Consider the following 21082-nt stretch of genomic DNA (forward strand, 5'->3'; position numbering starts at 1 on the left):
GACGATGTTGTCATTGACAGCGGCTACCGTGTGACTGTCAACAGCCCTGTAACAATTACATTTAATCAGGGCTTGACGATGACAGGCACGGCTAGTCTGACGGCCAAGGGAGATATCAATGTCAGCGACAACCCGCCATCGAAGTTAAAAATAAGTGGCGCGACCATTATTGCCAATGGCGGCACTTTTATCGCAGGCGGGCAAAATGGACAAAACATCGTTGCCAATATCAAAGCCGCGTCGATCAAGCTGGGTGGCAGTCCGATCAGCGTGACAGGCAATCTCATGGCAACGGGTGCGGTGACTATCGCTGCCAGTTCGACCGTGAATGGCGCTATCGAGGGCGGCTCCGTGACCGTCGAGGCTGATGCCAAGGTCACAAACGGTATTAGCTCGACAGGGCCAATAAATCTCGCATCGAGAGTGCGTGTCACGGGGGCTATTACCGGTACCACCATCGTTACCGCTTCCGCCGTCGTTATTGATGGCAGCATCATGGCCAGCACCTCGCTCTTGATTGAGTCTGCAAGCAAGGTTACGGGCAACCTGACTGCCCCTGCCATCGAACTGAAGTCGACGGACCTGCTGGTGACGGGCGATGTCAAGGCATCCCGGACGCTGGTCATTGAGAACAAAGCGACCGTCAAGGGCGATGTGGAAGGTGGAAGCGTGACCCTTGGGGATTCCGACGCGACCATCACCGGCAAGGCCTTGGTCGATCACATTACCCTGGGATATCGCGGCCGGGTGCAGCAGACCATTACCTGCAAGGCATACACGCCATCGTACCCCTGCAGCTGCGTGACGAACAACAGTGGCTGGCCCTACACCGATCCCATGGGGCCAAAATGCGGCCCGGCTACCGCGGCCGGTCCGCACCATTTCCAGATCGACCACCCGGGCACGGCCCTGACATGCGCGCCGCAGACCGGGACGCTGACGGCGTGCGCGGATGCCGCCTACAGCGCCCGGTACACGGGCGGCGCGAGTGTTACCGTCAGCCCTGGCGGCACGGCGACGCAGATAGGCAGCAGCGGCGTGGCAACGGCCAGCGTGCGCCAGTACACCGCTGGCACGACTACCTTGAGCCTGAGCAGCGTACCGGGCAGCACGGGCGCGCTGGTGTGCAAACGCAGCTCGGACAATAGCAATAGCTGCAACATGACGTTCGCGGCGACGGGCTTGACGGTCACTCCCGTGCATCATGTTTCTGGCAGGCAGCAGGCGTTCGGCATCAGCGCCGTGCAGGCTGCCCCCAACGCGCAAGCTTGCGTGCCACTGTTTCAAAATACCAGCAAGGACTTGAACCTTGTTTGCAGCTACGGCAATCCTGCCAGCGGCACCTTGCCCGTCTTCGTGCAGGGTAGCGGGGCTTTCGTGCCACTGGCCCAGAACGCTGGTAGCGCCTGCAGCACGACGGGCGCGAACGTCAAGCTGGCGTTCAACGACAAGGGTGTCGCCACGGCCATCATGGTGTATGCGGACGTGGGCAAGCTGGATTTGAAGGCCACTTATACGGGGTCGGCCACTACCGGCGATGCCGGCTTGAACATGACGGGCCTGGGCAGTGTCATCGTCGTGCCAGCCGCGTTTAGCGCCGTTGCCATCGCCAGCCCCCAGCGCGCGGGCGCACCGGTGACGGTCAGCATGAGCGCACTCAGTAGTGCAGGCGCCGTGACGCCGAACTTCGGCAATGAAACGCCGGCACAGACGGTGCTGCCTGCGCTGGCCAGCCTGCTCAAGCCGACGACGAGCGAGATTGCCGCGCCAGCCAAGCCGGCCGTGCAGGGCGCCGTGGTCTTCAAGAATGGTCGCGTTGCCAGCAGCGACATGTATTGGCCGGAAGTGGGAACGATCACCATTGCTTTTAACTTGGCCAATCCCAATGGCTATCTGGATGCCAACCTTGTCGTGCAGGACTTGCCCAAGCCCTCAAACGTGAGCGAGGCGGTGCAATTCATCGCGCACCATTTCATCACGCAGTTGATCAAGAGCAAGGACGCTGACCAGCCCAAGGCGAGCAACGGCATTGCCACGCCATGTGCCGCGCCGCTCATCTGCGCCGACGATGGGGAAAAAGGCCGCTACGCCTACTCCGGGCAAGCCATAGGCGTGCGCGTGACGGCGCGTGCCCTGGGGGGAGAAACGACGGTCAATTATGATGAGCGCAATCCGAGCGTCCTGGCACCCGTGTTGCTCGAAGGCCTGGACGCGGCCACGGGCAAGATTTCCTTTCCGCCGATGACGTCCGATGGCCGCAGCCGGCTCACCGATGGCAGCAAGGCGCAAACGACCATCACCGGCGTGGCGCCCGTGCAATTTACCTTCGGCGTTGCCTCGCCCATGCTCGCCTATCATTTTCCGGGCAAGGCCGGCGCGCCGGTGGCGCCCACCGACGTGCTGCTGCGCGCCAGCAGCACGTATCCGGGCGGCGCCGTCGTCAGTTCAAGTTCGGCATCGATACAGAACGAAGCACGGATGACTGTGCTGTCGGGGCAATGGCGGGTAGCCCACGGCTATGGCTCCGAGTTGCTGCCCATCAAACTGTCCGTGCAAGTGCAGTACTGGAATGGGACGAAATGGACGACGAATCTGCTCGACAGCATCAGTGCATTCAACAAGTCGGACGTGCTGCTGGCTAATTGCAAGAAAACGCTGGACTGCAGCGAGTTGGCCGCTGATGACCAGACCTATACCGTCGTGCAAGGCGCATTGCCACAAGCGAGCCGCCTGACCTTGCTGGCGCCCGGCGCAGGCAAGGCCGGCAGGGTCGACGTTGCCGTGGGCAAGCATGCCTACCTGGGCAGCACGGTCGGCAGCGTCGTCTTTGGTATCCTCAAGTCGGGTCCCGTGATTTACTTGCGCGAGCTGTATTGAGCCTGAATAAAGGGGGCCGACGCAGGCAGCGCGAAAAACCAGTACCATGCTTGGCGGTGGCATTTCCCCACCCCAACCTCAGACTGGAGTTTTTATGAGCACAACATCGCAGTGGATCGATATCGCCGGCCCGGACGGCAGCTTCCAGGCCTATCTGGCCGTGCCGCATGTGGGCAAGGGCCCCGGCATCATCCTGTTGCAGGAAATTTTCGGCGTCAATGCGCATATCCGCGCCGTGGCCGACCAGTACGCGGCCGATGGCTACGTGGTGCTGGTGCCGGACTTGTTCTGGCGCGCTGGCGCGCACATCGAGTTGGGTTATGACGGGGACGGCTGGACGCGCGCCGTGGAACTGCTGCAGGCTACCGACAATGCCCACGCCGATGCCGATATCGCCGCCAGCGTCGCCGCCCTGCGCGCGCGCCCGGAATTGAGTGGCAAGCTCGCTTCGGTCGGCTACTGCTTCGGTGGCCGCTTGTCGTTTCAAGCCGCTGCGGCAGGCCTGGTCGACGCCGCCATCGCCTATTACGGTGGCGGCATCCAGGATAAGCTGGATCTGGCCGACCAGATCAAGGTGCCGCTGCTCATGCATTTCGGCGGCCAGGACAGCCACATTCCGTCGCAAGCCGTGCAAAGCATCGCCGAGCGCTTCGACGACCGGCAAGACGTGGAAATCCATATTTATCCGGACGCCGAGCATGGTTTTAACTGCACCCACCGCGACAGTTACCAGCAGCGTGCCGCAGCCCTGGCACACGGTAATTCCTTGATTTTCTTGGCGGAAAATCTGTAAGGTATCCCCGTCAGCCAGGCCAGCCGCTATTGTCCAGGCCCTTGCGCGACCAGCAGCAAAGCCGCATGGGCGCTAAAATAGAGGCTGTGCCGGGCAACTCCGGCCGGCCGGGCGCGATGCCCGGCAAACCTGGATGAGGAACCGAATTAAAGATGGCCCAAGTAATTGTTTCAGTAACATTGGCGGCTAATGCCGAACGCGTGTGGGATTTTATCGGCGGCTTCCAGTCGCTGGCTGAATGGTCGAGTGCCATCAAGACTAGCCTGTCCGAACATGGCGGCCGCGTGCGCCGCCTGAAAACCACGGACGGCGCCATCATCGCCGAACGCCTGCAAAGCTACAGCGAAGCGGACAAGAGCTACAGCTACACCATCGTCTCCGGCCCGATCCCCGTCAAGAATTACCGTTCCACCCTGCGCGTCACGGGCGAACCGGGTGGCGCTTCCTGCTGCGCGGAATGGTCGAGCGAGTTCGACGCGGCCGAAGGCGTGGAAGAGGTCATGGTGGGCGCGTTCCAACATCTGTACGAAACAGCGTTCATCGACCTGAAACGCATCATGGCGATTTAAATGCAAACACCGGCCAAGGCCTAATGCCGTTCAGTTAAGGATTTTGGCGTGATTTATGAGCGCCAGTAAATTCGCTAACCCCAGAGGCAAAGAGCTGGGGTCTGACCCTCAGGGGCCGACCCCTGTCCTGGTTCTTGGGCTAAAAATAGCATCACTAACACACTAACTGAACGGCATTACCGGCCAAGGCCGGTGTTTTCCATGGTGCTTAGCGTTTTACCTTGCCAAACGCCTCGCCCTTGTTCCAAGTAGGCAAATTCTTGTCGTTCGCCACCTCATAGCCGAGGTTCAGGGTGAACTGCGCCTGCTGCAGCATGCCCGACAAGTCCCACGACGGGTGGTATTCATCCGTGACCTGATGGTAATCGTTTTTGAAGGCCACCAGGCGCTCGCTTGAGGCTTTGGGGTGCTTGACGAAGTCGAACGAGCCGTCGCCGGAAAACACGGCCGAGCCGACGTTGAAGGCCGGCACGCCCGCCTTGGCAAAGGCAAAATGATCGGCCCGGTAAAACGCGCCGGACAGGTCGGGAATGGTGGGTGCCAGGCGCAGGCCCATGCGTTTGGCGACCTTGGCGGCGCTCGCGTAGAGGCTGCTGCGCTCGGCGCCGGCGACGCCGATGTCGTGCGTCTTGCCGACAAAGTTCATGCTGTCGAGGTTCAGGTCGGCAGCGGTTTTTGCCAGCGGCCACAGCGGTGCGCGCGTATAGGCCGTGCTGCCCAGCATGCCCGTTTCCTCGCCGGCCGGCCACAGGAAGATCTGCGTGCGGCGCGCCGGTTGTTTTACGGCCACCTGCGCCATGGCCAGCAGGGCCGCTGCGCCCGAGGCGTTGTCGATGGCGCCGTTGTAGATATGGTCGCTCTGGCCAGCGCGTTGCTTGCCTTCGTCATCCTTGCCCAGGTGGTCCCAATGGGCCGAGTAAATCACGGCTTCATCCTTCAGTTTCGGGTCCGTGCCCGGCACGATGCCGGCCACGTTGAATTGCTCGATGCTGCGGATCTGGCTATCGAGTTGCACCTTGACCGTGGCATCCAGGGCCACGGGGCGGAACTGGCGCGTTTCGGCCTGCGCGCGCAAGGCGTCCAGGTCTTGTCCTGCTTGCTGAAACAGCGTGCGCGCCATGTCTTCCTGCAGCCAGCCTTCCATGGCGTTACCCGCGCCAGCGAGGCTGAAGCGCTCGTGGCCGAAACCGTTGGCCGGCACCGACCACGGATACGAGGCCGATGCGGTCGTGTGTATCAGCAAGACGCCGGCGGCGCCCTGACGCAGCGCTTCCTCGTATTTGTAGACCCAGCGGCCGTAATACGTGAGGGACTTGCCGGCAAAGCGCTGCGGTTCGGCGACGGTCGGCTGCGGATCATTGACCAGCATGATCAGCAGCTTGCCCTTCAGGTCGACGCCCTTGAAATCGTCCCAGTTTTCTTCGGCGGCGCCGATGCCGTAGCCGACAAACACGATGGGCGCGTCGAACGCCACTTTCTGCTGGCCGTTGGAAGCGCCAAAGACGATGTCTTTGCCGAAGGCTGGAGCGAGCGTCTTGCCGCCCACGCTGAAGGTGACCGTGCTCGATGGCAAGGCCTTGCTGCCGACGATGGTCAGCGCCTGGCGGTATGTGCCATCCTTCAAGGGCTGTAAGCCAGCCACGGCCGCCTGGGTTTCCAGGTAGCGCAAGGCCAGGTCGCCGCCGCGCTGGCCGGTGCCGCGTCCTTCGAGCAAATCGTCGGCCAGGAAGGACAGATGGGCGCGCAGGGGCGCTTCGGCAACGAGCGCTTGGGCGAGAGCAGCCGTGCTGAACAGGCTGGCGGCGAGGACAAAGGGAAATCGCATGACAACTCCAAAAGTGAATACGGGAAAGCAAAGCAGCGGCAATCTTACTCTATCGTCATGCTCCAGCGTAGTGCGCCGCACGACTGGGCGAGGCCGCACAAGGCGCGCCGGAATAGGCACTTGCTGGCGTTCTTGCGCAGCTGAAACGGGGCGGGCGGCGCCGTGCCTGCGCCTTAGCCGTTGCGCTTGCCGTGCAGAAGCGGTGCAGGTGGCATATTGTTGTGTATCGTTTAATGTTGGCTAAATCGCGCGCCAATTGCGTGCGGATCACCGATTTTTCTACCTTTGTTGAGTAGATATGGCGCAAAAAAACGGCGTTCTGCGGCATGCAGCCACCCGGTAAGGTCCAGTAAAGAGTAAACTAGCAGATACACTCTTTCGCATTGGGCGATTCGAGCGAACTTGTGAGTGATTTCATGTCTGATACACCAATTTCCTTATTTTCCGACCTTAACCTGAGCGAGCCGCTGATTCGCGCGCTCAAGGATGTCGGTTACGAAACACCGTCGCCTATCCAGGCGGCCACGATTCCACTATTGCTGGCTAACCGCGACGTGCTGGGTCAGGCGCAAACAGGCACGGGTAAGACCGCCGCCTTCGCCTTGCCCATCCTGTCGCGCATTGATCTGAAACAAAGCTCACCGCAAGCCCTGGTCCTGGCACCGACGCGCGAACTGGCGATCCAGGTCGCCGAAGCGTTCCAGGTCTACGCTGCCCATATCCCTGGCTTCCACGTGCTGCCGATCTACGGCGGCCAAAGCTATGGCCCGCAGCTGTCGGCCTTGCGCCGCGGCGTGCACGTCATCGTCGGCACGCCTGGCCGCGTCATCGATCACCTGGACAAGGGTTCGCTCGACCTGTCCAAGCTCAAAACGCTGGTACTCGACGAAGCCGATGAAATGCTGCGCATGGGCTTTATCGACGATGTTGAACGCATTTTGCAAGAAACACCGGAAGGCCATCAGACGGCCCTGTTCTCGGCCACCATGCCTTCCGTTATCAAGCGCATCGCCACTACCTACCTGAGCAATCCAGCCGAAGTGACGGTCGCCGCCAAGACGGGCACGGCCGACAACATCCGCCAGCGCTACTGGCTGGTGTCGGGCATGCACAAGCTCGACGCGCTGACACGCATCCTGGAAGCGGAAGCGTTTGACGGCATGATCATCTTTGCCCGCACCAAGCTGGGTACGGAAGAGCTGGCCGGCAAGTTGCAAGCGCGCGGCTTCTCGGCTGCCGCCATCAATGGCGACATCCAGCAAGCGCAGCGCGAGCGCACGATCCAGCAGTTGAAAGACGGCAAGATCGACATCCTCGTGGCAACCGACGTGGCCGCCCGCGGCCTGGACGTCGAGCGCATCAGCCACGTCGTCAACTACGACGTGCCGCACGATCCGGAAAGCTATACCCACCGTATTGGCCGCACGGGCCGCGCCGGTCGCAGCGGCGAAGCGATTCTGTTCATCACCCCGCGTGAAAAGAACTTGCTGAAAGCCATCGAACGTTCGACCCGCCAGCCGATCAGCATGCTGGAACTGCCAACCATCCAGGCTGTCAACGACGTGCGTATCGCCAAGTTCAAGGAACAGATCAGCGAAACCCTGGCCCTGGGCGAACTGGAACAGTTCCAGTCGCTGATCGAAGATTTCGAACGCGAACAGAATATTCCCGCCATCGAAATCGCTGCTGCCCTGGCGAAGATGGCGCGTGGCAACGTGCCTTTGTTGCTGGACAAGAACAAGGCGCGCGAGCAAGCCACGTGGCAAGACGACCGTCCTGCGCGCCAAGACCGCTTCGAACGCAACGACCGTCCAGAACGCGGCGAGCGCTTCGAGCGCAGCGAGCGTGGCGAACGTCCGGCCTTCGCGAAAAAGGAACGCATCTCGCGTCCAGCCGACGCCGGCATGCAAACCTTCCGCATTGAGGTAGGTCATCAGCATGGCGTGAAACCGGGCAATATCGTGGGCGCTATCGCCAACGAAGCGGGTATCGATTCGAAAAACATCGGCCGCATCGAAATCTATGACGATTACAGCGTCCTGGACTTGCCAGACAGCATGCCGAAAGAATTGCTGGACCAGCTGAAAACCGTGTGGGTGGCGGGCCAGCAGTTGCGCATCAGCCGCGACGGCGACGCGCCGGACCTGGCGCCAGCGGCCGCGCCGCGCAAGCCGTTCGCATCCAAGACCGCAGCCGCGTTCAAGGATGCGCCAGCGGACGCGGGCGATGCAGCAGCAGCACCGCGCGCGCCGAAGAAGGAACGTCCACGCCCAGGCGTGACGGCCTACCGCATCGAAGTGGGCCGTGAGCACGCCGTGACGCCAAGCAATATCGTCGGCGCCATCGCCAACGAAGCGAACCTGGAAGCCAAGCATATCGGCCGTATCGATATCTTTGACAACTACAGCGTGCTGGACCTGCCGGAAGGCATGCCACCGGAAATTCTCGACCATCTGAAATCGGTCGTGGTCTCGGGCCAGAAACTGCGCATCAGCCTCGACGACGGTACGACCGAGCGCAAGCCTGCGCCACCGCGCCCGAAGTCGCCACCGCGCAAAACGTATAAGTAATACCTGAGCAAGCCTGCTGCGCGTCGCACTTTGCGGCCGGCGATGCTCATGGGCACTGCACCCCCGTACAGAGTACGGCGGTGCTTCCCGGCTACAAATCACTGCCGCTCGCTACGGTTTTGCCTGGCGTTGTGACTGGCAGGGTAGCGATTGACTTCACCGGCGCTACGGCGCCCGTGTTGCGAATTAGAGACATATTGCTCACTGGCGCGTTCGCGCCAGTTTTTTATTTCCCCCATATATATTCATTATTGCAGCGTCATGCTTGCCGGCAAGGCTTCGGCACGTGCCGCGAATTATCGCAATGCCGCCGCGCCTTTTTTATCTGAGCAAACACCATGTTTATTGCCTACCGCACAGATACATAATTTTTTATTAATCATTTTGCTTGCGTACAATTTAAATTTTTAATTTAAATAAAATCAATTAAGTTGATCAAATGTAAATTTAAAAACACAAATAAATTGATTTTTATTAAATTGTTTGACCTGTGCGAGAGTCGCCGTGGCGATATCTCGCCGCTGCTTGATGTGATATATTGTTTTTATGTTTTTGTTATGCTAGCCGAAAAAATAAAGGAGCGACGATGCGGGTTAATATGCCTATCACGCAAAATGAATACGTATTAAATGAAGGCATGACGATTGTTTCCACCACGGATTTACAGGGAAATATCAATTACGCCAATCAGTATTTTATTGAAGTCAGCGGTTTTTCAGAAATGGAACTGCTGGGTGCTCCACAGAACATACTGCGCCATCCCGATATGCCGGCCGAAGCGTTTGCCGACCTGTGGGATACCGTCAAGACGGGCACGCCATGGACCGGCATGGTCAAGAACCGCTGCAGGAATGGCGATTTCTATTGGGTCTTCGCCAACGTTACGCCCGTCATTGAAAACGGCCGTCCGATCGGCTACATGTCGGTGCGGACCAAGCCCACGCGTGAGCAAGTCAATGAGGCGGCAGCCCTGTACAAGAGTTTTAAAGATGGCAATGCCGCCAGGCTGGCGATGCGCAATGGCCGCGTCGTGCGCCAGGGCTGGGTCGCCAAGCTGGCCGAGTGGCGCAAGCTGAGCCTGTCGCAAGACCTGGCCGTGCATTTCCTCATCTTTGGCGTGGTGCTGGCCATCCTCGGCGGCGCCGTGTGGAATATCGATGGCGACACGAGCACGGCCACGCGCAGCTGGCTCAGCGGCGCGGCCGTCGCGGCCGTCGCGTTGCTGCTGTATTTCTGGGCGCATTTGCACAATTCGCTGGTCGCGCCCATGGGCGACGCCATCATGGTAGCGCGCAAGATGGCCGGTGGCGACTTGACGGGCGTGATCGACAAGGTGCGTGATGATGATATGGGGCAATTGATGGCGGCCTTGCGCCAGACCAACATCAACTTGCATAGCATCATCGGTGACGTGCGCGCCAACTTCGAGGATATCCGTGTCACCACGGCGGAAATTGCCACGGGAAACATGGACTTGTCGAGCCGCACGGAATCGCAGGCGTCCAGCCTGGAGCAGACGGCGGCCAGTATGGAAGAATTGACTTCCACCGTGCAAAACAGTGCCGACCACGTTGCCACGGCCCACGACCTGGCGCTGAAGGCATCCACCGTCGCGGCCAAGGGCGGTACCATCGTCAGCGACGTGGTCACCACGATGAATGAAATCAGTACTTCGTCGCGCAAGATTCTCGATATCATCGGCCTCATCGACGGCATCGCTTTCCAGACGAATATTCTTGCCTTGAACGCGGCCGTGGAAGCGGCCCGCGCGGGCGAGCATGGCCGCGGCTTTGCCGTCGTCGCTGGTGAAGTACGTAACCTGGCGCAGCGTTCGGCTACTGCGGCAAAAGAAGTGAAAGACCTGATCGACCATTCGATCGCCACCGTGAATGCGGGCAGCGTGCTGACCAGCAATGCGGGCGCCACCATGACGGAAGTGATTGCCTCGGTGGCCCGCGTGACGGAAGTGATGGACGAGATTTCCTCCACCACGCGCGAGCAGAACCAGGGCATCGGGCAAGTCAACCAGGCCGTCATCCACATGGATGGCATCACGCAGCAGAATGCGGCGCTGGTGGAGCAAGCGGCTGCGGCAGCTACCAGCCTGGCGCAGCGCACGGACAGCGTGGCCCGGTCGATCAGCATTTTTAAACTGAAGGCGTCGCCCAGGCGCAAGCCTGCCGGCGTGGGCCGCAGCCCTGGCGCGGGCAAGGGCATGGCACCACGTGCCTTGCTCAAGGCACGCTAGTCAAGCTGCAAAACGTCGGGGTCAGTCACTGCGTGATCAGAATGCTCCCCATTGGGGCGCATTCCTCCGTCGGGTCTGCCCCCCATTTACCTGCCGTCAGCTAGGCGCTACAGCCACTACTTTTTCAGCCGGTACACTTCCCCGCTGCGCACCTTCCGTACCACCCCATCTGCACCAAACAAAATCACAAACTCGCCGTGCGCGCCTGCGGCGGTCGGATAGTTGTAGCTCCACACTTCATTGCCGCTGTCGAAACGGATGGCCGTGCTGTCTCCCAGCGCCGCGCGCACTTGCTCGCGCGTGCTGCTGCCTGGCTGCACCGTTTGCTCCAGCGTAGCGTAAGACACGGTCTTGCTTGCCTGCAAGGCGCGTGTGCCGGAACAGGCGGCCAGCAGCGCCAATGCGAAGACAGCAAGCCACTTCATGGCGCTACCTCGTCCATGTAAGTAAATTCCAGCACGGTATCGTCGGGCCAGCTGTTATCCCACAGGGGGGCGTAATACGTGTGCTCAAGCAAGACTTGGCAATCGCAATAGGGCAGCGATGCGGGAGTTTGCTCGCCACCCGCGTATAGCATGGTGAACGGTAGCGACACCCTGCGTTCGCCGTGCACGAGGGTCACGCCAAACAGGGGGCGCTGCGTGAAAAACAAATAATTGCCATCGGCCTCGGAACACACTTTGTCCGTGCTGTAGAGCATGCTGGAGAGCCAGGCGATGATTTGCGGGTCGTTCGAGATCAGGCCCGAATCCATGCCGACGCGGCATTCCAGGCGCAAGTCGCCCAGACGCCGTGTGCCGGGCGGCAAGCCGGGCGTGATGACTTGCGCGCGCCAGCTCATGCTCGTGGCCTTGCGGTTGGCGATCAGCACGGCGTCCTTGCGCGCAGCTTGCGCATTGCGCACGGGGGCAAAGCTGTTGTCCTCTGCCAAGGGTAAGGCGATACTGATGCTGTCGCCGGCGATGCGCAGCTGCACACCTGTCATGTCCACGCCAGGCTGGCGCGGCAGCAAGCGAAAGCGCAGCAGCGCCTGTGGCGCCAGCGCATGGTCACGCTCGAAGCGGTCTAGGCCCTGCAGCAGCTTGCGGTAGGATTTGTCGACGGGGTCGCGCGTGGCACCCACTGTGACTTGCTGCACCTGCACCTGCACCGGCATCGGCACCGGCGTGGTGTGCGCCAGCGCAACAAGGCTGTACAGTGGACCGGCGAGCAAGCCGGTGAGCAGCAGTGAGAGATGGATACGCATGGCTTGATGCTACGCTTTTTTGCGCGGCAGCCACGCACGGGTGGGGCTATCAGTATTGGCTATATTTGCGCGCATCGCCGCGCACTTGCTGCGCCGGGTATTTCTGCGCATTGAGCGCCATCTTTTCCAGCACGGCCGCATGCAGGTCGACGCCGCTCTTGTCGGCCAGGCGCACCAGATACATCAGCACGTCGGCCAGTTCGTGACGGATGCCCAAGCGCTTCGCTTCGTCCAGCTCGGCGTGCGCGCCCGTGGGTAGCCACTGGTAGTGTTCCATCAGTTCTGCCACTTCCACGGACAGGGCCATGGCCAGATTCTTGGGCGTGTGGAACTGGTCCCAGTCGCGCTCCTCGGCAAAGGCGCGCAGGCGCGCGCGGATGTCCGTCAAGCTGTCGGCGGGCGCATTCATGGCGCCACCTGCAGCGGTTTTTCCATGCGGACACTGAAGCGAGCGTCGCGATGGTCGCCGTAGGGGCCGCGCTGTTGATCGGCATCGAGCTCGGCGAGCAGGGTTTGTACATCGGCTTGCTGCGGCGATTCCAGGCAGATTGTCATGGGTAAATTCAAGGTGATGAGCGGTCTTGCATGGTATCACTGCGGCCGCGCCAGGCGCAGCGTCAGGCCGATGGGCGACATCACAAAACCCATCAGTTCCTGCGCCTCGCCGCCATCGGGCGTGTCGACGCTGGCGATGTCGAAGCTGCCCAGCAGCATGGCCATGGCGATCTTAATTTCCAGCAAGGCCAGGTAGCGCCCAGGACACGTGCGCACGCCGGCGCCGAAAGGCATGGCGGCGCGCTTGTCGATGGCTTTGCCGGCCAGCCAGCGTTCGGGCTGGAACGCTTGCGCGTCGGGAAAGTGCGTATCGGAAACGCTGTCATGGCGCATTACGCACCACAGCATGCTGCCGGCGGGCACGGCCACGTCGCCCACTACCGTGTCACGCAGCGCTTCGAGCGGAATGTAGGGCGCCACCGGTTTCAATCGCATGGCTTCGCTGGCGCAGGCGCCCAGATAGTCGAGGCTATCCATCTGCTCGATGCTGAAACCGCTCACGTCGGGCGCCAGGCGGCGCACCTCTTCGCGCGCCTTCGCCAGGCAGTGCGGATGGCGTTGCAGCAAGTAAATCATCCAGGAGATCGTGTTGGCTGTCGTATCTTCGCCGGCCAGCAGCATGGTCAGCACATTGCCGGCCACGGCGCGGTCGTCCACGCCGCTGTCGGCTTCGTCGGCGGCGGCGATCATCGCTTCGAGCAGGTTGGGTGGGCGCACGCGCCGCGCCGGGTCTTGCTCCAGGCGGGCGCGCGCTTGCCGTACCAGGTCGGCCACGGCCACGTCCAGCGCCGCTACGTCGCGGTCCAGGCGGCGGTCGACGGGCAGTTTGAAATAGCGCCAGTAGGGCAGTATCGACAGGCTGCGCCGCGCTACCGCGGGCAGGATCGCGTCCAGATGGCGCTGGATCACGTCCTCGCCCGATTCGAGTGTATTGACTGCCGTGCCGAAGGCCAGGCCGGCGATGATATCGACCGTATAGCGTTTCAGGTCGCCGTCGAGGTTGATCGCCTGGTTTTGCGTGGCGGACAGATGCCAGCGCCGCTGCAAGCGCTGCGCTACCGTCACCAGCGCTGGGAAATAGGCCTTGATGGCGCCCGGAGCCATGCCGGCCATGACCATGCGGCGCTGGTTGCGCCACTGCGTGCCCTCGGCCAGGAACAGACCGGGATTGCCGCCCATTTCCTCAGAGACGATATAGGTCGACAGCGGACGCCGGAAGCCGTCGGGCCGGTCGCGCAGCACGGCCGCCACCGCCTCGCTGTCGGCCACCACCAGCACCAGCGTGCGGCCGAACCAGGCGCGCAGGTAGGGGCCATAGCGCTGCACCCAGCCTTCCACGTCGCGGTGGATGCGCGGCAGTCGCACTTGCAGCGCGTTGCCGATGATGGGCAGGGCGAAAGGCCCCGGCAGGCGGCGGATCTGGCGCAAGCGCGTGGTCACGGTGGGCGCGGCGATGTGGTCGAGTGGCGGCATGACTGGCTCCTGTTTCAGTGGCAACGATGGCATGACTGTAGCGCGCTTGCGCGCCCGCGTCTTGAATGAATACGACATCGCGCGCAGCCAGAATTTCCCGGTACAATCGTCGCCATGCCTGCCGCTCCTACGCCCCCTAAGCCCCCTAGGCCCGCTAAGCCTATGACCCGTTTGATCGCGCCGCGCACTGCGCTCGCTTCTTGCGTGCGCGCCTTCCTCGTGCGCGACACCACGCGCTGCGCGCCGTTGCCGCCGGCGCAGCGCCTGAACCGCTTTCCGGCCACGCCCATGTGCTGCCTGTTGTGGACCGTCGAGGGCGAGGTCGAGGCGGCCGCGCCCGGCCCCGACCTGCAGCATGTGCGCATGCCGCCCGCCCTGTTCAGCGGCCCGCGCGGCTATCCGCTGGTCAGCTACAATCCCGGCCCCGTGCACTCATTCATGGTGATGCTGTATCCGGCCGCCCTGCATGCGCTGACCGGTATCGACATGGCAGTCCTGTTCGACCAGGTACGCCCGCTCGCCCCCCTGTTCGATGCCGACTGGCTGGCACTGTCCGATGCCGTGCTGGCTGCACCCGACGACGCTGCGCGCATCGCGCTGGTGGAGCAGTTCCTGGCGCCGCGCTGGGAGGTGGCGCGCAAAAGCGGCGACCATCCGGCTGGCGCCATACAGGACTGGGTGCGCCGCCTGGGCGTGCAGGCGGCATCGACGGGTCTTGCCAGCAGCGTGCGCCATATCGAGCGCCGCATCAAGTCCTGGGCCGGCCAGCCCATGCGCACCCTGCGCCGCATGCGCCGCGCGGAACAGTCGTTTCTCGATGCGCGCGAGGCCATGTTGCAAGGCAATGCCTCATGGAGCGATATTGCCGCCGCCGGTGGTTACGCCGACCAGGCCCACCTGTGCCGCGAGGTGCGCGCCATTACGGGCTTGAGCCCCACCGAACTGGCGCGCGCCAGCCGTGATGACGAGAGTTACTGGGTCTACCGGGTGTGGACGTAGTCAATACCTGAGCAAACCTCGCGCGTCGGTATAGGCGGCCTGCGATACTCACCGTACTGAAGTACGCTTGCGCTCCTTCGCCACCGCTCCTTTGCGCTCGCCACGGTTTTGTCAGGCATCGGGACGCCACGGGATGACAGGTTTTACGCAGCGGGTTCCTGGAATACCACGCCTTTCGCCAATGTGACTTCATTGTGCCCCGCGCCGGGGGCCATCATGGGGAAGCAGTTTTCTGCGCCGTGCACGCGCACGTCGAGGAAGTAGGGCCCGTCCGCTGCCAGGCAGGCGGCCAGCGCCGTGTCGAGCTCGTCGCGCCGGCTCACCGTATGCGCCTGCCAGCCGAAGGCCCGCGCCAGGGCGACGAAATCGGGCAGCGCCTGTGTATAGCTGTGGCTGTAGCGCTCGCCGTGGTGCAGTTCTTGCCACTGGCGCACCATGCCCATGGCGCCATTGTTCGACAACACCACTTTCACGGGCAGGCGGTGCTGCGTGGCGGTGGCCAGTTCCTGGATATTCATCAAAATCGAGGCGTCGCCGCTGACGCACACCACGCGCTTGCCCGGATGGGCGATCTGCGCGCCGATGGCGGCCGGCAGGCCGTAACCCATGGTGCCGGCGCCACCCGAGGTCAGCCAGCGGCGCGGCTGCTCGAAGCGCAAATGCTGTGCGGCCCACATCTGGTGCTGGCCCACGTCGGTCGACACGATGGCGTCCTGTCCGGCCAGCGCCGCCTGCAGCCGCTGCATCAGCGCCTGCGGCGCGATGACCTGCGGCGTATCGTTGAAGCCCAGGCTATCGTGCGCGCGCCAGCCATCGATGCGCTGCCACCACGGCTGGCGGTCCGCCAGCGAGCGCCTGCGCAGTTGCGCCTGCAGCGTCGTCAGCAATGCGGCCAGCACGGGCGCGCAGTCGCCGCGCAAGCTGACGTCGGCGCGCACCACCTTGCCGATCGACGTTGGGTCGATATCGACGTGGATGATTTTTGCGCCGGGACAGAAGGCGTCCAGGCGGCCCGTGACCCGGTCATCGAAGCGGGCGCCGACGCAGACGATCAGGTCCGCATGGTGCATGGCCAGGTTCGCTTCCAGCGTGCCGTGCATGCCCAGCATGCCCAGGAAGGCTGGGTGCGAGGCGGGAAACGCACCCAGGCCCAGCAAGGTCAAGGTACAGGGCGCCGCTGCCAGCGTGACCAGTTGGCCGAACGCGGCGCAGGCATCGGGACCGGAATTGATGAGGCCGCCGCCGCCATAGAACACGGGCTGGCGCGCGCTGGCGATCAGGCTGGCGGCCTGTTCGAGGGCGGCGCTGGCGGGCAGGGGAGCGGCCGCTGCGGTGGCGGTGAGGGGCGGCAGCGGTGTGTGCGCCGTGACTGGCGCCAGTTGCATATCCTTGGGGAAATCGATCAGCACGGGACCGGGCCGCCCTTGCGTGGCTTGTGCGTAGGCCTCGTGCACGACGGCTGCCGTTTCATCGGCCGTGTGGATTTGCCGGTTCCATTTGGTGACGGGGCGCGAGATGCCCAGCGCATCGCATTCCTGGAAAGCGTTGCTGCCGATGCTGGTGGTGGCCACCTGGCCGCTGATGCAGATGACGGGAATCGAATCGCACAGGGCGTCGAGCAAACCCGTGGTGGTGTTGCTCATGCCGGGACCGGAGGTGACGAAGACGACGCCAGGCCTGCCCGTGCTGCGCGCATACCCTTCGGCCGCGTGCACGGCGGCCTGTTCGTGGCGCACCAGCACATGGCGCAAGCGGGGCTGCGCGTGCAGCGCGTCGTACAGGGGTAGCACGGCGCCGCCCGGGTAGCCGAAGACGGTGTCGATGCCCAGCGCCAGCAAGGTGTCGATGAGGATGCTGGCGCCGTTGCGCGGTGCAAGATCGTGGGCGGCGGCAAGGAGGGGTGCGGGATCAGGTTTCATGGCCTTATTTTCTGCCTGATACGGCAGAAAAGGCTGCTGGTTTTCTCGTGTAGAATAAAAAATTGAGCAAAATTTTCTGTGAAATTAAGGTATGACAGAATGAAACTGGACAAATTCGACCTCGCCATCCTGACGGCCCTGCAACAGGATGCCCGCATCAGCCTGCACGAGTTGAGCACCAAGGTGGGCCTGACCTCGTCGCCGTGCTGGGCGCGCATCAAGCGCATGGAAGACGATGGCGTCATCGAGGGTTATACGGTGAACGTCAACGCGGCCAAGGTGGGGCTGGCCGATACCGTCATCGTGCAAGTGACCCTGGACGACCATTCCGACCAGGCCCTGTTTGAATTCGGCCACGCGCTGGCCATGATCCCGGAAGTGCTGGAAGCGTTTCTTGTCTCGGGCGACTACGATTACTATCTGCGCATCGCAGTCAGCGACACGCGCGACTACGAACGCCTGCTGCGCGAGCGCCTGTACAAAATTCCCGGCATCCGCCATAGCAAATCGAGCTTTGTGTTGCGCCAGCTTAAACAGAGCTATCTGCCGCTGCAGCGCTAAACGCGCGCACGGCGGGAATTTTGCCCTGGCCCAGCGCGGGTGGCTGTCCGATACCGGGCGTAATAAAAACCGCAATAAAAACCACAAATCGGGCTGCGCATGACACTGACTGTAGCGCCCGCCCCAGCCATGGCTTGTTTCCCTCTACCTTGCCAGGAAGGCCCGGGCGTTTTGAGGCGTGCAGCAGCAGAGAAAGCAAGCGCGTGCGCTTACATTCAGGCTGTCCAGCGGGGCGGCCGTTTTTCAAGGAAGGCGCTGATGCCTTCGTCGGCATCGTCTTCCATCATGTTGCGCGCCATCACGTCGCCCGCATACGCATACGCGTCGTCCAGCGGCAGCTGGCGCTGCCGGTAGAACATGGCTTTGCCATAGCGGATGGCGGTCGGGCTTTTTGCCATGATGTGCTGCGCCAAGCGCGCCACAGCCGCGTCGAGCGCCGTGTCGGCCACCGTTTCATTGACCAAGCCCCAGTCGGCGGCCGTGTCGGCATCGATGAAGCGGCCCGTCACCAGCATGTCGAAGGCCCGCTTGGGCGAGACATTGCGCGACAGGGCGACCGATGGCGTGGCGCAAAACAGGCCCACATTGATGCCGGACACGGCAAAGCGGGCCGAGGCGCCCGCCACGGCCAGGTCGCAGCTGGCCACCAACTGGCAGCCGGCCGCCGTGGCGATGCCGTGCACGCGGGCAATCACGGGCACGGGCAAGGCTTGGATCGCTTGCATCACGCGCGAGCATTGCGCGAACAGGGTTTGATAATAGTCAAGCTGGCGCGTGGCCTGCATCTGGCGCAAATCGTGGCCCGCGCAAAAAGCCTTGCCTTCGGCCGCCAGCACCACGCAGCGTACGTGCGCTTGCTGCGCGATGCGATCGAACGCCTCTTGCAGCGCCGTCAGCATGGCTGCCGACAGGGCGTTCAATTGCAGCGGGCGGTTCAAGCGCAAGGTGACCAGGCCACCTTCATCCTCGCGCAGCACCAGCGCTGCGTCGGTATCATGTAAAACGCTCATGCGCTCTCCAGTGGCTTGATGGCCTTGTTATTTGAGGAAGTCTTATTTGGCGGCGTTGACGCTGCCGATGCCGGAGATCGACTTGTGCACGATCTTCGGCTTGCCATAATAGGTCAGCTCGCCCATGCCGCGCACCACGGCGTTCAGTTCCCCCGAGGAATATACCCTGACGTAGCCGATGCCTTCAAAATTCACATCGACGTTTTTCGCCAGCAAGGCTTTCGTATCGACTTCGCCCACGCCTTGCGCCTTCAGGCGAAGCCAGTCGACCTGGCCATCGGCGGCCAGGCGGCCTGCCCCTTTGTAGCTGATGTCGACTCGTGGACCATTGAGCCGGGTCAAGATTTTTTCGCCCGCGCCCTCCGCGATCAGCTTGCGCAAGGTGGGCATGCTGATGATGACCCGCGAGTCGCCCTCCGTCTTCTTGATATCTTTATCCTTCATGGAAATTTTCAGCTCGCCATCGACCACTTCCGTGATCACGCCGCTGAGAAATTTCTGGTCGCCGCGCAGCAGCAGGCTTTGCTCCTTGCCCGCTTCGACTTCGATGCTGATGGGGCCGCGGATGTCGATGGCATTGAAGGCATCAACCGTGCGCGTTTGCTCGTCGGCATGCGCGAGAGGGGCGAGGCAAGAGAGGGACAGGACGGACAACAGGAACAGAGGGCGCATGGCGGTTTCCTTGAGTAGTTGATCCGTGTATTCTAGGGCGCAAGTGCTGCGGGAGGTAAAACTTTGCGATGAACGGCACTCATTGCGGTGCGAATGACACGCACAGACACGCTCAGACACGCACAAATCCGCGGCCTTCGACCTGACGCCACCGCCGGCAGAGCAGGTGCGAGCGCCCCTGCCCATCGACATAGCCGAGCGCAGCGTCGGCGCACAGCATCGATAGGCAATGCGTTCAATTGCGCAAGCGCGCGAGCTTACAAATAGCGCGCCAGCAAGGCTTTGTCCAGGGCACCGTCGAGTTCGATGCGCACGAAGTGGCCGCTGCCGGGCGCAACTTGGATCTCGTGGCCGTCGTCGCTGAGCATGCGTGTTATGGTGAAATCGCGGTTGCCGCCCGGATGCAGGGCTTCGATGCGATCGCCCACGGCGAAGCGGTTTTTTACCTCCACCCTGGCCCAGCCGTCCGTCACGCCCAGCACGTCGCCCACGTACTGGCTGCGGTCTGCTTCCGAGGCGCCACGCATATAGTTCTGATGCGTTTGCGTGTGGTGGCGCTGGTAAAAACCGTCCGTGTAGCCACGATTGGCCAGGCCTTGCAGCTGGCCCAGCAGGCTGATATCGAAAGGCCGGCCAGCCACGGCGTCATCGATGGCCTGGCGGTAGACTTGCGCCGTGCGCGCCGCGTAGTACAGCGACTTGGTGCGGCCCTCGACCTTCAGCGAGTTGACGCCGATCTTGACCAGGCGTTCGATATGTTCGACGGCGCGCAAGTCCTTCGAATTCATGATGTAGGTGCCGTGCTCGTCTTCGAGTATCGGCATCAGCTGGCCCGGACGCTGGGCTTCTTCAATGAAATAGGGCTGGTCGGCCAGCGGGTGGCGCGGCTGCTGGTGCAGGGCAGAAAAGGCATTATTGTCGGCCTCGGCCAGCGCCTGGTGAAATTCCAGCGGCACCACTTGCATGCCGCCCAGGTCGCCGCTGGCGTCTTCCGCCGCATTTTTCACCTTGTAATCCCAGCGGCAGGAATTCGTGCACGTGCCCTGGTTCGGGTCGCGGTGGTTGAAATAGCCGGACAGCAAACAGCGGCCCGAATAGGCGATGCACAGGGCGCCATGGACGAACACTTCCAGTTCCATTTCCGGGCAGCGCTGGCGGATTTCCTCGATCTCGTCGAGCGACAGTTCGCGCGACAAAATCACGCGCGTCAGGCCCATGCGGTGCCAGAACTTCACGTCGGCCCAGTTGACGGCATTCGCCTGCACCGACAAGTGGACCGGGACGTCCGGCCATTTGTCGCGCACCATCATGATCAAGCCCGGGTCGGCCATGATCAGGGCGTCGGGGCGCATGGCGATCACCGGCTCCATGTCGCGCAAATAGGTTTTCAGCTTGGCATTGTGGGCGAAGATATTGCTGGCGACAAAGAACTGCTTGCCGCGTGCATGCGCGCCATCGATTCCCTCCTGCAAGGCTTGCAAGGTCGAAAAATCGTTATTGCGCACACGCAAACTGTAGCGTGGCTGACCCGCGTAGACGGCGTCGGCGCCATAGTCGAAGGCGGCATGCATCTTGGCCAGCGAGCCGGCAGGCAGGAGTAATTCGGGAGCGTGGCGCATGGAGGATGGGCAAAACCGGTGATTTTATGCCGACAGGCGCGGCAGCGCCTTGCCCTGTATCAAGGAATCCCGGATTCCTGGCCAGTGCCAGGCAACGCCAGAATTGGCGCGCGTGGCTTGCGCCTGGGCCGAACGATTTTGTCGCC

At 62.3% G+C, this 21082-nt stretch carries 17 protein-coding genes; 7 read left to right on the forward strand and 10 right to left on the reverse strand.

What is annotated here, in order from left to right; translation table 11 throughout:
- Positions 1-78: 78 nt before the first annotated feature.
- From H4V96_RS01735 to H4V96_RS01745, 3 genes are all read left to right on the forward strand, one after another.
- A complete protein-coding gene (locus H4V96_RS01735; RefSeq protein WP_196857061.1) occupies positions 79-2877 on the forward strand; it encodes a polymer-forming cytoskeletal protein in 2799 nt (932 codons plus the stop codon).
- Positions 2878-2971: 94 nt separating this feature from the next.
- The gene (locus H4V96_RS01740) at positions 2972-3670 is read left to right on the forward strand and encodes a dienelactone hydrolase family protein (RefSeq protein ID WP_010393363.1); all 699 of its coding nucleotides are present in this window, start codon (positions 2972-2974) and stop codon (positions 3668-3670) included.
- A gap of 152 nt (positions 3671-3822) precedes the next feature.
- On the forward strand, positions 3823-4239 hold the full coding sequence (locus H4V96_RS01745; protein WP_196857062.1) for an SRPBCC family protein: 417 nt from the start codon (positions 3823-3825) through the stop codon (positions 4237-4239).
- 208 nt (positions 4240-4447) lie between these two features.
- Here the strand turns inward: H4V96_RS01745 and H4V96_RS01750 are convergent, their stop codons facing one another.
- On the reverse strand, positions 4448-6064 hold the full coding sequence (locus H4V96_RS01750) for a M28 family peptidase (protein WP_196857063.1): 1617 nt from the start codon (positions 6062-6064) through the stop codon (positions 4448-4450).
- A gap of 416 nt (positions 6065-6480) precedes the next feature.
- On the opposite strand from H4V96_RS01750, the gene H4V96_RS01755 reads away from it, so the two are divergent.
- Positions 6481-8634 (forward strand): DEAD/DEAH box helicase, encoded by a 2154-nt coding sequence (locus H4V96_RS01755; RefSeq protein ID WP_196857064.1) that lies wholly within the window; start codon positions 6481-6483, stop codon positions 8632-8634.
- A gap of 586 nt (positions 8635-9220) precedes the next feature.
- Entirely contained in the window at positions 9221-10882 is a 1662-nt protein-coding gene (locus tag H4V96_RS01760) for a PAS domain-containing methyl-accepting chemotaxis protein (protein ID WP_196857065.1), read from the forward strand.
- 116 nt (positions 10883-10998) lie between these two features.
- On the opposite strand, the gene H4V96_RS01765 is transcribed toward H4V96_RS01760, so the two are convergent.
- From H4V96_RS01765 to H4V96_RS01785, 5 genes are read right to left on the reverse strand one after another with little or no spacing between them, the layout of a single operon-like run.
- A complete protein-coding gene (locus tag H4V96_RS01765; protein ID WP_196857066.1) occupies positions 10999-11307 on the reverse strand; it encodes an outer membrane protein assembly factor BamE in 309 nt (102 codons plus the stop codon).
- Positions 11304-12128 (reverse strand): hypothetical protein, encoded by an 825-nt coding sequence (locus H4V96_RS01770; RefSeq protein ID WP_196857067.1) that lies wholly within the window; start codon positions 12126-12128, stop codon positions 11304-11306. Before H4V96_RS01770 ends, H4V96_RS01765 begins: the two co-directional genes overlap by 4 nt.
- Before the next feature lie 49 nt (positions 12129-12177).
- Positions 12178-12537, reverse strand: coding sequence for a nucleotide pyrophosphohydrolase (locus H4V96_RS01775; protein WP_196857068.1), 360 nt, complete (start codon positions 12535-12537; stop codon positions 12178-12180).
- Positions 12534-12683: a hypothetical protein gene (locus tag H4V96_RS01780; protein ID WP_196857069.1), complete on the reverse strand. Its 150-nt coding sequence runs from the start codon at positions 12681-12683 to the stop codon at positions 12534-12536. Before H4V96_RS01780 ends, H4V96_RS01775 begins: the two co-directional genes overlap by 4 nt.
- A 36-nt stretch (positions 12684-12719) precedes the next feature.
- Positions 12720-14156: a cytochrome P450 gene (locus tag H4V96_RS01785; protein WP_280720665.1), complete on the reverse strand. Its 1437-nt coding sequence runs from the start codon at positions 14154-14156 to the stop codon at positions 12720-12722.
- A 162-nt stretch (positions 14157-14318) separates the two neighbouring features.
- Between H4V96_RS01785 and H4V96_RS01790 the strand changes: the two genes are divergently transcribed.
- A complete protein-coding gene (locus H4V96_RS01790; protein WP_010393378.1) occupies positions 14319-15155 on the forward strand; it encodes an AraC family transcriptional regulator in 837 nt (278 codons plus the stop codon).
- Positions 15156-15298: 143 nt separating this feature from the next.
- Here the strand turns inward: H4V96_RS01790 and ilvB are convergent, their stop codons facing one another.
- The gene (gene ilvB / locus H4V96_RS01795) at positions 15299-17074 is read right to left on the reverse strand and encodes a biosynthetic-type acetolactate synthase large subunit (protein ID WP_196857072.1); all 1776 of its coding nucleotides are present in this window, start codon (positions 17072-17074) and stop codon (positions 15299-15301) included.
- A gap of 99 nt (positions 17075-17173) precedes the next feature.
- Here ilvB and H4V96_RS01800 point away from each other — a divergent pair, with 99 nt between their 5' ends.
- Complete coding sequence (locus tag H4V96_RS01800) at positions 17174-17635, forward strand: Lrp/AsnC family transcriptional regulator (RefSeq protein WP_010393383.1); 462 nt, start codon at positions 17174-17176, stop codon at positions 17633-17635.
- A 215-nt stretch (positions 17636-17850) separates the two neighbouring features.
- On the opposite strand, the gene H4V96_RS01805 is transcribed toward H4V96_RS01800, so the two are convergent.
- From H4V96_RS01805 to yegQ, 3 genes are all read right to left on the reverse strand, one after another.
- On the reverse strand, positions 17851-18645 hold the full coding sequence (locus tag H4V96_RS01805) for an enoyl-CoA hydratase (protein WP_070345844.1): 795 nt from the start codon (positions 18643-18645) through the stop codon (positions 17851-17853).
- 42 nt (positions 18646-18687) lie between these two features.
- Positions 18688-19317, reverse strand: coding sequence for a DUF2807 domain-containing protein (locus H4V96_RS01810; RefSeq protein ID WP_196857073.1), 630 nt, complete (start codon positions 19315-19317; stop codon positions 18688-18690).
- Positions 19318-19574: 257 nt separating this feature from the next.
- Positions 19575-20936: a tRNA 5-hydroxyuridine modification protein YegQ gene (gene yegQ / locus H4V96_RS01815; protein ID WP_010393394.1), complete on the reverse strand. Its 1362-nt coding sequence runs from the start codon at positions 20934-20936 to the stop codon at positions 19575-19577.
- Positions 20937-21082 lie beyond the last annotated feature (146 nt).

The sequence above is a fragment of the Janthinobacterium sp. CG_23.4 genome (genome assembly GCF_029892305.1).
In the GTDB taxonomy this organism is placed as follows: Bacteria; Pseudomonadota; Gammaproteobacteria; order Burkholderiales; family Burkholderiaceae_D; genus Janthinobacterium; species Janthinobacterium lividum_D.